This window comes from Candidatus Dorea massiliensis AP6, assembly GCF_964245105.1.
GTDB classification, from domain to species: Bacteria; Bacillota; Clostridia; order Lachnospirales; family Lachnospiraceae; genus Laedolimicola; species Laedolimicola intestinihominis.
Map to the genome: position 1 here is coordinate 1 of NZ_CAXTKW010000010.1, position 14,731 is coordinate 14,731.

The window sequence follows — 14,731 nt, forward strand, 5'->3', positions numbered from 1 at the left end:
GAAAATTCATTCTGCAAGGCAATGTCAAAGCTGTATGCAAGCTGGGCGTTCTTTCCACGCTCGGCTTTTTCCACGGCATTCCACAAGGTCTGACCTCCTTTTTTGAAAAATGGGGATAAAAAAAGACCGTCAACTTTTCGCATAGTGCGACCAGTCAACGGTCTGATTTTTGGTATTCGGTTTTTGTGTTCAGTTCGGCAAACTGGAAAATGTTAACTAATCTGTGCCTTGATTTTTATCCCTATCTGACCTAATTGATCTTGAGCTACTTGCAAAAATTTCTGGCAGCTATCTGTTATGTCATACTTGAAATGGATTTCTATCATAGCCATCTTAAAATCAGCATTGGGGTATATTTCATCGTACTGTTTGCTTTCGATAAAAGCCACATACGCATTGATTTTATCTTGTAAAATCTTCAAGTGTTCAAACTCATTGTCCCAATTCAAATGGTCGGTAATAAGGAGTACCAAACAAGCATTTTCTTTATCGTTTGCAATTGCGTCAATCTGACTTGCGTTATCAACAGCCACAATATCTCTCCTTTACAGTTCTTTATAAAGGCAACTCGATAAATATGTATTTGTGTCAGTCCCAATGTTTGAAATCATATCCATATTTGACCACAATATTTTTCTTTTCACCCGATGTTTTGATTTTCCAATATATAATCTACAATTTCTTGAATTGTTGCTTCTTTGTCAAGACCATACTCTTCCGGTACAAATATAACTTCAGAAGCTCCTTCATATCCCATCAAATCGTCTATTTCGTCAAAAAAATCATGTATAACATTTTCTTTCACTCTTTTCCCTGTTTCTTTGTCTATACCATGATTTTTAAAAATCCCAACAATTCTTTCTACTTCTTTTCTTGTCATCATTACGCCTCCAAAATATGTTAAATCGTTATATCATGATGCTCCATCGATTTTCCTCCCGTAAGTCCCGATTTGTTTGTTCCATAAAATTCATTTTAGTCGCTTTCAAACTTGCTGGCGGCGAACAGCATTTTATGCTGTTTGCGGACGGCAAGTCCACAGGGGATAGCCGCATTAGCGGCGCAAGGGGGTGTAGCCACCTTGACGGAACGAAGTGACGCAACATTCTCGGTCATGCAGTTTTCTTCTGCTGACCGGGAATGAAGCTCCGCAGGACGCACTACTCTCGATAGGAGAGTATAGAAGTGCGCCCTTTAGTTCCTAAAGGGATTTTATCAGTTCGACAAACTTGAAGTTTTTTTTCTGCAACCCACCAATCAATTTTAACCGTATCGGCAGAGCAGTTCCCTGCTTATTTACTGGTTCTGCAATTCTCCATTTATATAACAGTCTTTAAAGGTATTGTTTCTGCGTACCGGTTCTCCTCCTATGTCAATATTCTGAATATTACTAACCTCTACCTGCTGAAATGTATTCTTAATAATCGCCACATTTAGATTGATATTTTCAAATTTACTCTTGGTAAACTGCACAGCAAATATCATGTTCATAATACACTCTAAGTTGTTTCCTGTACAATTCGTCACAGTCCCACCTTGCAGGGTTAAATCCGCAAGAAGATTTATGTCAGAAAAAGTACATTCTTCAAATGTACAATCTGTAATTTCAGACTGTTCCTCATAGCCGGATATTTTTAAATCATGCATAGTACATTTTGAAAAACTGCTGTCTGATATTATCAGATATAAATTTTCTAATGTTCCCTTAAAAACGGTATTGATAAATTGACAGTTTTCAAATTCAATCAAATCTACCTGATTATCTATAAACTGAACATTTCGAAAGGTACAATTTTGAAATGTCATACGATGACACTTTATATTATCCAATACCACATCTTCAAAAATCTCACCATCTAAGTCACAACAATCACTTCTCGCCGGATAGTATGAGGTGTTTACAACATCATTGTTTATTTCCCTTAAAATTCCTTCTTTGTTCATAATAATATTTACCCCCTCAAATCCCGATTTGTTGCTCAATTTCGTATTCAAATTATACCATAAAACTTGTGAACAAGTCTACCGCAGCTTTGGACTATATGAGAAAAGTCCGAACAGTTTTCTGCCCGGACTTCCTCGCTCAATCGTATATCAATTCCGCTTTCACGACTTCCTCTGCCTGTACCTTGCAAGCGTTCATCTGCCGCACCCATTCCATTTGGTTTTCAGCTTTCAGTTGCTCGGTCACGCCGTTTTGCTCTGCCAGTGACCGCACGATCAGCTCCATGCGGCTTCGTGCCGCTTCGTCAATCTCGGCGCAATGCTCAAAGAGCTTGTCGGATAGCGCCAGCTCATTGAACAGTATCGGGCGGTGCATTTCCAAATACGCTTTGCGAAGTCTGCCGTAGTGTCCGATGGGCTTGGTCTTGCGGATAATGATGTTCGGGATAAGATAATCGCCGTTCCGTGTGTAAGTGATATTCATGCTGTTTGTACTCCTTTCATCGGCTCTCTCTGCGGTAAACTGCTGACGGGAACGAACACGCCCTTTGCAATGTCCTCTGCACGAATGGCGGCTTTCTTGGCTTCGATTTCTGCTTTTTTTCTCCCCTTGATTTTGTCCTCGTATCGCTTCTGCGCTCCGCTGGCTTTCCGCTTCAAGTAGTTCTGATGAAGCCTGTCCTTGCGTTCCTCACGCTTGCGGATTTCCTCTAATTCCTCCGGGGTAAGCTCCGCTTCTCCAAACGCCGGGGGAACGAATCGCCCAACAAAATTGAAGTAAATCTCGACCTCCTGTGTGGTCTGTATACTGCCCTTGCGGTCACGCTCATGCACAAGGATTTTCTCGATAAACTCGTTGAGCATGGCAATGGTCAGCTTGTCGAAGTTCTCATATTTGTCAATCAGAGCGATAAAACGGTCAGCGTCCTTTTCGTGCTTCTCATAGCTCTTGACAGCCTTTTCCAGAACAGAGATTTCAGCGGTAAGCTCGGACTGTTCCTTTTCGTATTGAGCGTCCAGAGTGGCGTATCTGCTGTCGGACAGCTTGCCTAAAATGTTGTCCTCATAGATTTTGCAGAGCAGGACTTCCAGCTCGGAAACTCTCTGCTTTGCTGTGGCAAGGCGTGTACGCTGTTTCCTGACCTCTGTGGTCTGCTGGCTGGACTGCGCTTCCTGCACCACACGGACAAACTCGGCTCGGTCATGCTTGGCATACTCGGCAATGGCTTTCAGCATTTCAGAGACAAGGGACAGTACCACATCTTCATTGATACGGTGCTGTGTCGTGCAGAGCTTTCCAACTGGGACTTTGCTGTATTGGGAACAGGTATATTGAGAAATACGCTTGCCGTTGTTGGTACGGTGGACATACATCTTGCCGCCGCAATCGGCACAATAAAGCAAGCCTGTGAGGGGAGCCGCTTCGCCCCAGCCGTCCGGGTAGCGTCTGACATTCCCACGGATTTTCTGCACAAGGTCAAAGGTCTGCTGGTCAATGATAGCTTCATGGGTATTCTCGAAAATCGTCCATTCGTCCTCCGGGACATAATGGCTTTTCTTGTCCTTGAAGTGCTTTCGGGTCTTGAAATTGATGGTGTGTCCCAGATACTCACGCTTTTCAAGAATGTTGCAGATAGTGGAAGAACCCCAGCCGTACACATCTTTGAAAGTCTTGTTTTTGTTCACGCCCTCGCCGTGTTGGGCAAGGTAAGCAGACGGAATAAGCACCTTTTCCGATTTCAGTTTGCTGGCGATCTGATACGGACCGTAACCCTCAATCGTCATGGCAAAGATGCGCTTGACCACCCCTGCGGCTTCGGGGTCAACCAACCATTGGTCTCTGGCTTCGTTCCAGAGATAGCCGTAAATGACCGTGCCTGTGAGGTGCTTGCCGGACTTGCCTTTTGACTGGAAAGTGGAACGGATTTTACGGCTGGTGTCTCTGGCGTAATACTCGTTCATAATGTTGCGGAAAGGGGTAAAATCATCGTCCCCTCTGGCACTGTCCACGCCGTCATTGATGGCGATAAGGCGAACGCCACGCTGACGCAGGATTTCCATAATCTGACCAACTTTCAGATAGTCACGACCCATGCGGCTCATGTCCTTGATACACAGATACTCCACATTCCCGGCTTCAACCTCTTTCATCATTGCCAAAAATCCGGGACGGTCAAAAGATGAGGTTAGATAACGATACTTTTTGAAACACAGTAAAATCAAGGTTTTTCGGACAACGGACAAGCATGGTTTGTACTACAACTAAATATTGCACCGCACAAGCGGCGTTTCCCACTTCCACACGGAAGAACAGGAACGCCGCTTTTTTCATGCCCTTTGTTACGCAGTAGGGGCAGAAAAAGCCTTGCTACAAGCGGCTTTGCGGGCGTGTTTTTCGTGCGGTAAGGGATTTATACCTTTTCCCTCAAAATCGCTGTTCTACTGCGTAACAAATCCAAAGCAAAGGAGTGATGAAGCTATGGCAGTTTTCCGTGTGGAACGCAACACAGGCTACACCGTAATGAGCAACCACCACTTACGCAATAAGGAGCTTTCCTTAAAGGCAAAGGGGCTGTTATCTCAAATGCTGTCCTTGCCAGAGGATTGGGACTACACCCTTTCGGGGCTGTCCTACATCAACCGGGAAAGTATCGACGCTATCCGTACCGCCGTTTGGGAGCTTGAAAAAGCCGGATATATCACAAGGCGGCAGGGACGCGACGAGAAAGGCAAAATGACCGCTATCGAGTACACCATTTACGAACAGCCGCAGCCGCCGGAATTGGATTGCCCGGTATTGGAAAATCCAACAGCGGATAACCCGATATTGGAAAATCCGACAACGGATAATCCGACGTCGGAAAATCCAATGCAATTAAATAAAGATATATCAAGAACTAACTTACCAAAAAAAGAAAAATCAAATACTGATTTATCAATTACCCATTCCATTCCTATCCATTCCCTAAATCCCTTGCCTTATGGCGAGGACGAAGCGGCACAGCCGCCGGAACGGAAAAGAGCGGAAAGGAACGACGCTTACAGAGTGTATGAGGAAATCATCAAGGACAATATCGAGTATGACATTCTCTTGCAGGATATGAAGTTTGACCATGACCGTCTGAATGAGATTGTTGACATTATCCTTGAAACGGTCTGTACGTCAAGAAAGAAAATCCGTATTGCCGGGGACGATTACCCCGCAGAGCTTGTGAAGTCAAAGTTTATGAAGCTCAGCAGCGAACATATCCGCTTTGTGCTTGACTGTATGCAGGAGAACACCACCAAAATCCGCAACATCAAGCAGTACCTAAAGGCGGTACTTTTCAATGCCCCGTCTACCATTGACAGCTACTATACTTCCCTTGTGGCTCACGATATGGCAAGCGGCGCACTTGCACCGAGAAAGCCGAAGTACGGCGACCCGGACTATTACACCTACAATGAGGGCGAAAGCCTGTAAACGAAAAAAGGAGGATTTACCACATGGCACAGAAAACAGGAGCTTTGATTTTTGACGAAACCGCTGACCGCTACGACATTCGCTTTGACATTGCCGACTATTACGGCGGTCTGCATTGCGGCGAGTGCATGGACGTATTCACAGGCGGCAAATGGAAGCCTACCCGCATTGAATACGGGGACAACTGGTATCTTGTGGGTATCCGCGCCGAGGATTTGAACGGGCTGCGGGTACGGATTTAACGGGGCGACGTGAAGAACGGACGCCCTTTTTTCGCACTCAAAAACGGCGTACCACCTTAACACTATCACTACCGGGAAAGGAGGACGGTAAACATTGCAAGACGAAATCAACGAAAAAGTGGTTGCGCTCTCTGTCAAGGGAGCAAAGCTGACTGCTGAAATGCTACAAAAGGCAATCAAAGCCATGCTTGCACAGGCAAAAAAGCAGCAGGAAAAACAGCTCCACGGGAAGCAGACCCTAAAGCAGCTTGCGAAGCAGAACGCGGGGCTATCCAACATTGAGATAACCGAGGGCAATATCAAAGCCTTTGAGCAGACGGCGAAAAAATACGGTATCGACTTTGCCTTAAAGAAAGACAGCACCGAAACGCCGCCCCGTTATCTCGTCTTTTTCAAGGGGCGGGACGCGGACGCTCTGACCGCAGCCTTTAAGGAGTTTTCCGCAAAGAAGCTGACACAGGAGCAAAAGCCCTCTATCCGAAAGGCACTTGCCACATTCCGGGAAGCAGCAAAGCAGCTTAACGCGAACCGTCAAAAGACAAAACACAAGGACAGGGAGGTGTCGCTATGAAGCCGAATATCAAGAAGCTGCTTATCCTAAACGCCCCCTATCTGCTCTTTGTGTATCTCTTTGATAAAGTCGGACAGGCGGTGCGGCTCTCTCCGGGGGCTGACCTCTCCGGCAAGCTGCTTTCCATTGGCAGCGGCTTTTCTGCCGCCTTTTCAAATGCCCTGCCGAGTTTTGCCCCTATGGATTTGCTTATCGGCATTGTCGGGGCTGTCGTTATCCGGCTTGCGGTCTATGTGAAAGGCAAGAACGCAAAGAAATACCGTAATCTTAACAGAAATGGATATTTCAAAGGAGGAGTATTTGACGATAAAATCTGCTTTTGAAGAAGCGGATGTTATTTATTTTACTGGTGGTAATTCATTTTTTCTGATTGACCAATTACGAAAAACGGGTATTGATGAGTTGCTGAAGAAAGAAATTATGAATGGAAAACTGATGATTGGTGAGTCGGCTGGGGCAATTATATGTTCTCCTACAATTACATATATTGAACAAATGGATAAGAAACCAGAAGATTATTCACAAGAAGATGATAAGGGACTCAGTTTTGTTGATTATTATATCCTCCCACATTATCTTACCGCACCATTTAAGAAAGTTACTGAAAAGATATTAGCTGAGTTTTCAGATTTGAACATTTGCCCAATTAGCAATCATCAGGCAATTATTGTGAATGATGAATCTTCAAAGGTGATTTGTACTAATTAGTTTACAAATTCCAGTTGATATTTCACATATTTTAGGAAATTTAATAACTGTTATATTTAATTATCAAATTCTTCGCAAACCCTTGAAAATACTAAGTTTGTAGCAAGTGAGCTTTCCCTTACTCTTTCCCTTGTGTTATATTCTCACATTGGTTTTCATGAACCTTAATATGGGAAAAAATAAGGGAAAGAAAATTTCATAACACAGTATAACAATAACGACATGGTGAACTGATTGAAATGTTTTCGATATTTAACTCTATAACTGATTATTAAAAGAAAATGGAGATAAGATACGATGAGAACAATTTATGCAGAATACAACATAAATCACGATAGTATTGATGTTTACACAAGTGCCGGATATATGCTTCGCATTGATTGCTGGAAAGCTGAAAAAAATCTAAAAACCACATACGGATCAGAATGTGCGCTTACTTCATTGGCTGTGGATGAGCCTTTGGAATATGCAAGATTATATCTTGAGGGTAATTTACAGATGTGGGTAGATGCAGAAGACTCACTAGAGTTATAATCCTTATCCATATAAATAATATGCAAATATATATCCCATCAATATAGCGAATATACTGAAATAAAAGTATCTTTATAATCAATTTTAACCAAAAGAATATGTTCTTAGAGGAGGTGTCTCCCGAAAGAACATATTCTTCTATTATGGGTAATTATAAATATAGAACATGCTTTTCTTGTGCTACAATTTCTTCACTATGAGTTACAACAATAACTGTTTTTCCCTGTTCACTTAACTCATGCAATATATTCATAACAATCTCACTATTTTTTTTGTCTAAGGAACCAGTTGGTTCGTCTGCTAATACAATCGAACATTTCTTTAGCATTAAACGAGCTAACGCAACTCTCTGCTGTTCGCCACCAGATAATTGATAGACTTTTTTGTTAATTACTTTCTGTAAACCAACTTTTTCAAGAGCTTCATTTATTGAAATATCCGTTCTACCTGATTTTTTTATTATTTCTAGATTTTCTTTTACTGTTTTGTTTTCCAAAAGGGCAAAATTTTGAAATAAAAATCCAACAACTTCTTTGAAATATTTCTGCTTTTTTCCTTTTTTTGCCACATCAAAACCATTCACAATAATAGAACCTTTGTCAGGAGTTTCAATACCTCCAATCATATTAAGTAAAGTACTTTTTCCGCATCCACTTTCGCCACTAATTACCAAAAAACGGCTATCTGGAATTTCCAAATGAAAATTTTTGAACAAAATTTTATCATTATATGCTTTGCATAGATTTTCAATTGTTATCATAAGCAACCTCCTTTTAATGATTTCGGTATGTTTGTTTTTTCAACAATTGTGATATTAAAGAAAATAATTGTAAATTCTATTAGTGCCATAAATGAACTAACAAGAATGCTAATTCCTACTTCAGTCTGTACCGATAATAAAGAATAGATAAGCATACCTACTAATATCACAAAATTTTCCACTACAATCATTTTAAGAAGTGTTTTGTGCCGTTCAAATAAACTATATCCAAAGATTTTCATCAAGGAAATTTTCATTGCATTTTCTCGGAACTCTAGTCTACTTACTGTAACAATAATCATAATATTTAAAAGCAATACAATCGTACAAAGAGAACTTAAAAATCCCACGAGTTTTATTAAAAATGTGTGATTATATAAATACTGTTCATGTACGTTTGTAATTACTAGCTGATAATTTCCAAGCATATCTTCATACTTTTTGCTGATATTTCTTAGCTGTTTTTCATCACATTGAAATAAAACTGCTCCTGCTTTATAGCTTTCAAGATACCCACCATTGACTGCTAAATCTTTGTTTGCCTGATAAATAATTATCGGATTTTTGCTTTTTTCGATACCATTTATTCTACTTGTATCTAAATAGGAAAAGTATTCTGTTTCGCTATACTCTATGTACTGAATATTTAATTGTTGTAAATTATCATGATTTAAAACGTGGCTCAAGGAGTCATAGGCTAATTGCTTGTTTTTAGCAAAATATCTATTCTTTGGAATGAAAATAATCAAATCAGAAGATTCATTCTCTACTGCATTTATCTGCTTCGTAAAACCTTGTAACATATCTTTTGCATGATTATTTACATATATCACATCATTTTTATCATTTAAAATATTCAAGCATATTACAGGCTTTAATGTGTTATATTCATTCTTGTATAGTTTATTCCAAAAAGCTTCTTCTTTTTCAGCATTAAAATCAGTAGTCTTTACGGTAAAATAATTTGCATCATAATATTCTTCTAACAAATGTTCATTTGTAAATAGGTTATTATGAATACTACTAATATTAGTGGTAATTGTAAAAACAGCGGCTACCCCTGCTATAAATTTTAACGAATAAATTAAAAAATCCACTCCTCTTTTGTGTGTTGCATTTGCGAATGCCTTTCTAATATCAAAAAAGCAAAAAGAACAATATGGAATAGTGGAAAGAATAATTCCAATGGAATATAAAATTGTGACGAGTCTATTCTCATATGCTCCCGATATATAATTTGACAGCAATATTTTTGCAACAATAAATAATGCAATGTCAAAAGTTACATCGAATAAAGCAGCCTTAAATGCTATGAAACCAGCACTTTCTCCTAAGGAAACTCGTACAACAACCTCTTTTTTTCGCCTAACCACTTCAATTACATTTAGAACAATCATCAATGCAATAATCATACCCCATATAATAAAAATCATGTCCTTTTCCGTAGAATTCCAATATTCTGGATAAGTTAAGCTATATTTTTCTGATAATTTCTGATATGCAGAGATAATATTGTCCTCATTTCCTATGTATGAGATAAAGTTTTCATAACCCACAGAGGTACTTTGCAATTCTGAGAGATTATGAAATTTTACTTTCGTAATTCCGGAAACTAAAGCGGTATATTCTGATTCTTCTATGTTTGCAGTATTTTTTAATGTTTGTCTGATTACTTTATCATCGCCATAAATATGAAGTGTTGAAAGGTATTTATTATTGATTTCATTGTACTGAGAAAAAATATGTACATCATTCTCCGTTGCAGTTTCTGATACATCTTTCAGAAACTGCGACATATCTTCACTAGCAACTTCATAGCGTGATGACGTAAAATATGCTGTAGAAAAGTTCCAAAGCTGATCTTGAAATATTTCAGATTGCATAAGTATTCCAAAAATCAGGAAACAAAACAAACATAAGTTTTTAATTGCTTTCATTTATTTCAACCCCAGATTCCATACTTTATTTGCTTTTTCAAATATCGTAGTCAATATTGTGCTATTTTCATCAACAATCCATTGATCTTCTTGATCTTCAGCTTTTTTGCTACTTGACAACATAATTTGAGTATTCAAATCCTTATAGTCATTAAATAGCACGCCTTGACTTATTCCTTGGTGAAATGGTTTTATCCAAATAATTAGTGCATATCGAACATCTGACTCAGCTATCGCAAGATTTCCATTCCAAAGCAAATAATCAGGGACAGACACACTATACTGGAATCCATCTTTATCTGTGTAAATTTTTACTCCAGATTCTTCTATTTCAGGGAAGTCTTTCTGAAATTCGTTATATGGTTTATAACTCCCGAAGTACCAAAATAAATTATAGCAACAGAACAAAATAACCAAAACAATTCCTATATATTTTATTTTTTTCTTCATTTATATACACTCCACAAAAAAGAGTGGTTGGAATTCCAACCACTCAGCCATTATCCCGAACCTTTGTTTAGTAGCTATTACCGTAGGTAATACTATTTCCTTTATGAGCAACCTCAATTTTAGACCAATTACCTTTACCAACATTTGAACCCGAAAAAGAACCATTTCCATTCTTGACATATGCGTAATGATCTTTAGTTGAATGATATGCGTGTGCATAATCTTCATTAATAGCAAGAGTATTATAACCATAAGTCAAAACACCTTTTCCGTCATCAGATGTAGTGCTCAATTCCCACTTTTTATCAAATGTCTTATTCCCGTTTGTAACAGAAAATGCCATTACTGGAATTGATGAAGAAATTAACATTGCACTAATAGCTACCCCTACAATCACTTTCTTTGCTCTCATAAGTTTTACATCCTTTGATCTGCTGTATTTCTATTTATATTTTATCAAATATTTTGTATCAAGTCAATCAGTATCTTGACTTATATAGCGTCGAATTGTAAGATATATTCCTTGTAAAATTAACCAAAAGAACAACAGATTTATTGATAATGCTTTTTTAATTACTTCTCCAAAATAAATGATGACAGCCGCACTTGTCAGTATCATCAGTAGGGTAATAACATCCCAACAGTTTTTCTTATATAATTCTATAACCTTTATTTCTATCAGTATTGCCAGTATCCCTGTCCCTGCCACACATATTCCAACAACCAATATCATCAATAACCAATATATGATTCCGGCTATAATCTCATTTGGAATTTTTGTGCTGATTTGTGCCACAGATTGCCCGGCATCAATCGTCCAACCGATAAAAGTTTGTATGAATGATGCTGCATCATGGAAGAATGATTTGCAATCGGAAAGGAACACATCTGACTGTACTGCCTGAAAAAGAGTGGTTGTCAGCGAATACCATGCAAGAAGGAACAAGGTTGTTTGGAACATTACCGTTTTTGCTTTATATTGTCCTGCAAGTTGCTCTTTTTGTGTTTCGTATCTTGCTTTTGCATTCTGATAGGCTGTCCGGTCACAGGCTTCGCATTTTTTATAGAGTACCGGCTTTTCTACCGGTATCTCTACGATTTTCTGATGTGTCCGGGCATAATCCCGTTGTTGTGTTAAGCATCGTATTTTATCTTGACATTCCTCTATCGTGACGTTTGCGCTTCGCAGCTTCTCTTTCTCGCTCCGCAATGCTCTGTCTGCCAGCTTCAAGTCGTTCTTTAATGCTTGAATATTCCCGGCTCTGTTCTCTTTGTTTAATTTCTCGTTCAAGGTCAGAGATTCGTTGAGCTGCGTCTTCAGTTCCACGATAAGCTGGTCTTTCTGTTCCAACTCTTCTTGTATCTCCTCGGTCAAGAGCAGAAGTTCTTCCAACTGTTCGGCGTTCTTTAATTCTCTGGATTCGTTCATCTATATCACGTCCTTTCTCTACCTGCTGTTCCAGTTCAGCAATTCGGTGTTCTGTTTCAGTAATAAACTGTTTTCGCTGTTCAGCTTCTGTGCCAATATCTGCCATTGCTGATTTTCGTTTTCCAAAAGTTCTATCTTCGTTTTCTGTTCTTCCATCTTGGAAAGTAGTTCCTCGGTATTTGGCAAAATGTTGAGCAGCTCGGATAACTCGCTGTTTAATTTTTGCAATTTCTGATTCTGTTCCTGCATAAGAGAGAGTTGGGTGTCCCGGTTCTGCATTTCCAGAAGCATTTCTGCCATTAAGGTCTGCTGTTCTTCGATTTGCCCAATCATGGACTCCATTAAGGGTATAATTTCCCGGCTTTCTTCTAATGTCATTTAATCGCTCCTTCCATAATGATAATGCACCTGATACTTTCCCAAAGGTGTCCAGTATCTTTTGCAATAACGTGTTTTGTTGTTTTATGATTTGATTTTCCGCTACTTTCCACGAACCTTTTATTTCCTGCCCGGCAAGAAACTTTTGTTCAATCTTTCTTGCGTCAGCACCTTCATGGATGGTAGGAATCTGGAGTTTTCCCTGCTTTTCGTAAGAACGGTGATCGACCTGATTATGCAAAGGCAGATGTTCATTACACACCTTTGCCCACTCGCTCCGCCACAGTTCACAGTTTTTTGGATTGTTCCATCCCGTAGCATCGGTCAGTACCCGTTTCCATTGCAGGCGGTTTCTTGCACCAATCTTCTGGATGGTCTGTTTTTGGATTCCTTCCAGTTCGCCTGCAAAAACTTCAAGGGGAATGCTGGTCAGACGGATATTGCCAAAACAATAGGGTTTGAATCGAATGATGAATATAATGAGATTATGTTCTTAAGGGAAATCACTCACACCATCAATGCTTTTAATGAGATGGCAGACGTTGTAAGGCTCTATTCCAAGAAACCAAAAACAGCAGAACAAAGGCTTGCAAATCTTTTATCAGAAGTCTTATACGAAGATTCCGAATCGGTATAGTAAGACAACCGGAGTTATGATATACTTACACGCACGAAGCATTTCATCAGTTCCGATTGTCTAATATCGAAAGGAGACATACGATTATGGCAAAAGGATCTGTAAGAAAAAAAGGAAAGAAATGGTACTACCGCTTCTATGTAGAGGACGCAAGCGGCAATCTTGTTCAGAAAGAATGCGTTGGAACAGAAAGCAAAAGTGAAACTGAAAAGCTGCTCCGTCAGGCAATGGATGATTATGAGAAAAAGAAATTTGTTGCCAAAGCGGAAAATCTCACAGTCGGACAGCTTTTGGATGTGTGGGCAGAGGAGGAATTAAAAACAGGTACGCTCAGCAATGGTACGGTGGAGAATTACCTCGGAACAATCCGAAATATCAAGAAACACCCATTGGCAGAACGGAAACTGAAAAATGTAACCTCTGAACATTTGCAATCCTTCTTCGATTTGCTTTCCTTCGGGGGAGTTCATCCCGACGGAAAAGAGAGAAAGGGTTACAGCAAAGATTATATCCATTCTTTTTCCGCAGTCATGCAGCAGTCCTTCCGTTTTGCAGTATTTCCAAAGCAGTATATTACGTTCAATCCCATGCAGTATATTAAACTGCGGTATCAGACGGATGAAGTGGATTTGTTTTCCGATGAGGATATGGACGGAAATGTCCAACCAATTTCACGAGAAGATTATGAAAGATTGCTTGCTTATCTGCAAAAAAAGAACCCAGCCGCAATACTTCCAATCCAGATAGCCTATTATGCCGGGCTTCGTATTGGAGAAGCCTGCGGTTTGGCATGGCAGGACGTAAATCTGGAAGAACAATGCCTTACCATAAGACGCAGCATCCGATATGATGGCTCAAAGCGCAAATATATCATCGGACCAACCAAGCGGAAAAAAGTAAGGGTTGTTGATTTTGGAGATACACTGGTAGAGATTTTCCGTAATGCCCGGAAAGAGCAGTTAAAAAATCGAATGCAGTACGGAGAACTTTATCACACGAACTACTACAAAGAGGTCAAAGAGAAAAACAGAGTGTACTACGAATATTATTGTTTAGACAGAACAGAGGAAGTCCCGACAGATTATAAAGAAATTTCTTTCGTCTGTTTAAGACCGGATGGTTGTTTGGAACTTCCAACTACTTTGGGGACTGTTTGCAGAAAGGTGGCAAAAACATTAGAGGGATTTGAAGGCTTTCATTTCCACCAGTTACGTCACACCTATACAAGCAACCTTTTAGCAAATGGAGCTGCCCCAAAAGATGTGCAGGAATTGTTGGGACACTCAGATGTCAGTACCACAATGAACGTCTATGCTCACTCCACAAGAGATGCGAAACGAAAATCAGTTCGGCTTCTTGATAAAGTGGTGGGCAATGACTAAAAAATTTCCCTTATTTCCCTTGTGATTATCTCATAAGGGCAAAAATAAGGGAAACTACATATCATTTCACTAATGGACAGGCGGGAAAGCCTATAAAATGGGGAAAGTTAGAGGAATAATTATATAAATCCCAGTTTGCCAATCTCTCCATCATCGGGCCAACCTGACCCGAACTTTCAAAACTGAATACCAGCCGCCCACCGGCGGCACCACCGAGCAGGAAATCAGAAACGGTTTCCTGCTTTTCTTTTGCCCAAAATGAGGTGGCAAACCACCACCCCATCCAATCAGCCACA

Annotated in this window: 16 protein-coding genes and 6 pseudogenes; 8 read left to right on the plus strand and 14 right to left on the minus strand. The window is 39.9% G+C overall.

The features are described from left to right. From ACESZP_RS11005 to ACESZP_RS11035, 7 genes and pseudogenes are all read right to left on the minus strand, one after another. Positions 1-92 (minus strand): annotated as a pseudogene (locus ACESZP_RS11005) (MobA/MobL family protein); the annotation flags it as partial. 120 nt (positions 93-212) lie between these two features. Continuing rightward, positions 213-533, minus strand: coding sequence for a DUF6572 domain-containing protein (locus ACESZP_RS11010; protein ID WP_055260677.1), 321 nt, complete (start codon positions 531-533; stop codon positions 213-215). A gap of 107 nt (positions 534-640) precedes the next feature. Further along, a complete protein-coding gene (locus ACESZP_RS11015) occupies positions 641-880 on the minus strand; it encodes a hypothetical protein (RefSeq protein ID WP_055260679.1) in 240 nt (79 codons plus the stop codon). Positions 881-975: 95 nt separating this feature from the next. Then, complete coding sequence (locus tag ACESZP_RS11020; protein ID WP_499709048.1) at positions 976-1,116, minus strand: hypothetical protein; 141 nt, start codon at positions 1,114-1,116, stop codon at positions 976-978. A gap of 180 nt (positions 1,117-1,296) precedes the next feature. Continuing rightward, positions 1,297-1,944 (minus strand): pentapeptide repeat-containing protein, encoded by a 648-nt coding sequence (locus tag ACESZP_RS11025; RefSeq protein ID WP_118413360.1) that lies wholly within the window; start codon positions 1,942-1,944, stop codon positions 1,297-1,299. Positions 1,945-2,083: 139 nt separating this feature from the next. After that, complete coding sequence (locus ACESZP_RS11030; protein WP_499709049.1) at positions 2,084-2,428, minus strand: TnpV protein; 345 nt, start codon at positions 2,426-2,428, stop codon at positions 2,084-2,086. Beyond that, positions 2,425-4,122: pseudogene (locus ACESZP_RS11035) on the minus strand (DUF4368 domain-containing protein); the annotation flags it as partial. The pseudogene ACESZP_RS11035 and the gene ACESZP_RS11030, both read right to left, overlap by 4 nt. A 301-nt stretch (positions 4,123-4,423) precedes the next feature. Here ACESZP_RS11035 and ACESZP_RS11040 point away from each other — a divergent pair. The 6 genes and pseudogenes from ACESZP_RS11040 to ACESZP_RS11065 all read left to right on the plus strand — a co-directional run bounded on the left by ACESZP_RS11040 (position 4,424) and on the right by ACESZP_RS11065 (position 7,462). Next, positions 4,424-5,407, plus strand: coding sequence for a DUF6017 domain-containing protein (locus ACESZP_RS11040; RefSeq protein ID WP_118592083.1), 984 nt, complete (start codon positions 4,424-4,426; stop codon positions 5,405-5,407). A gap of 23 nt (positions 5,408-5,430) precedes the next feature. Next, complete coding sequence (locus ACESZP_RS11045) at positions 5,431-5,649, plus strand: DUF5348 domain-containing protein (RefSeq protein WP_005422968.1); 219 nt, start codon at positions 5,431-5,433, stop codon at positions 5,647-5,649. 94 nt (positions 5,650-5,743) lie between these two features. Next, the gene (locus tag ACESZP_RS11050; protein ID WP_118592084.1) at positions 5,744-6,220 is read left to right on the plus strand and encodes a PcfB family protein; all 477 of its coding nucleotides are present in this window, start codon (positions 5,744-5,746) and stop codon (positions 6,218-6,220) included. Further along, positions 6,217-6,528 (plus strand): annotated as a pseudogene (locus ACESZP_RS11055) (VirD4-like conjugal transfer protein, CD1115 family); the annotation flags it as partial. The gene ACESZP_RS11050 and the pseudogene ACESZP_RS11055, both read left to right, overlap by 4 nt. Then, positions 6,485-6,928, plus strand: a pseudogene (locus tag ACESZP_RS11060) (Type 1 glutamine amidotransferase-like domain-containing protein); the annotation flags it as partial. The pseudogenes ACESZP_RS11055 and ACESZP_RS11060, both read left to right, overlap by 44 nt. 297 nt (positions 6,929-7,225) lie before the next feature. Beyond that, entirely contained in the window at positions 7,226-7,462 is a 237-nt protein-coding gene (locus ACESZP_RS11065; protein ID WP_004843528.1) for a DUF6061 family protein, read from the plus strand. Between the two features lie 151 nt (positions 7,463-7,613). Here ACESZP_RS11065 and ACESZP_RS11070 read toward each other — a convergent pair whose 3' ends face one another. The 6 genes and pseudogenes from ACESZP_RS11070 to ACESZP_RS11095 all read right to left on the minus strand — a co-directional run. After that, a complete protein-coding gene (locus ACESZP_RS11070) occupies positions 7,614-8,222 on the minus strand; it encodes an ATP-binding cassette domain-containing protein (RefSeq protein ID WP_005608342.1) in 609 nt (202 codons plus the stop codon). After that, positions 8,219-10,159 carry a DUF1430 domain-containing protein gene (locus tag ACESZP_RS11075; protein ID WP_005608344.1) on the minus strand — a complete coding sequence of 647 codons (1,941 nt, stop codon included), beginning with the start codon at positions 10,157-10,159 and terminating at the stop codon, positions 8,219-8,221. Before ACESZP_RS11075 ends, ACESZP_RS11070 begins: the two co-directional genes overlap by 4 nt. Then, a complete protein-coding gene (locus ACESZP_RS11080) occupies positions 10,160-10,609 on the minus strand; it encodes a hypothetical protein (protein WP_004843525.1) in 450 nt (149 codons plus the stop codon). 67 nt (positions 10,610-10,676) lie between these two features. Continuing rightward, on the minus strand, positions 10,677-11,021 hold the full coding sequence (gene mdcF, locus ACESZP_RS11085) for a broad-spectrum bacteriocin mediterrocin MdcF (protein WP_008402210.1): 345 nt from the start codon (positions 11,019-11,021) through the stop codon (positions 10,677-10,679). Between the two features lie 63 nt (positions 11,022-11,084). Continuing rightward, positions 11,085-11,819 (minus strand): DUF6040 family protein, encoded by a 735-nt coding sequence (locus ACESZP_RS11090; RefSeq protein ID WP_005608347.1) that lies wholly within the window; start codon positions 11,817-11,819, stop codon positions 11,085-11,087. Beyond that, positions 11,758-12,792 (minus strand): annotated as a pseudogene (locus ACESZP_RS11095) (MobA/MobL family protein); the annotation flags it as partial. The gene ACESZP_RS11090 and the pseudogene ACESZP_RS11095, both read right to left, overlap by 62 nt. Between ACESZP_RS11095 and ACESZP_RS11100 the strand changes: the two are divergent. Continuing rightward, positions 12,790-13,053: pseudogene (locus tag ACESZP_RS11100) on the plus strand (helix-turn-helix domain-containing protein); the annotation flags it as partial. The pseudogenes ACESZP_RS11095 and ACESZP_RS11100 overlap by 3 nt on opposite strands. A gap of 86 nt (positions 13,054-13,139) precedes the next feature. Continuing rightward, on the plus strand, positions 13,140-14,435 hold the full coding sequence (locus tag ACESZP_RS11105) for a tyrosine-type recombinase/integrase (RefSeq protein WP_005608354.1): 1,296 nt from the start codon (positions 13,140-13,142) through the stop codon (positions 14,433-14,435). Positions 14,436-14,496: 61 nt separating this feature from the next. Here the strand turns inward: ACESZP_RS11105 and ACESZP_RS11110 are convergent, their stop codons facing one another. Next, positions 14,497-14,730, minus strand: a complete 234-nt coding sequence (locus tag ACESZP_RS11110; RefSeq protein WP_499709050.1) for a hypothetical protein — start codon at positions 14,728-14,730, stop codon at positions 14,497-14,499. Between the last annotated feature and the right edge of the window lies 1 nt (position 14,731).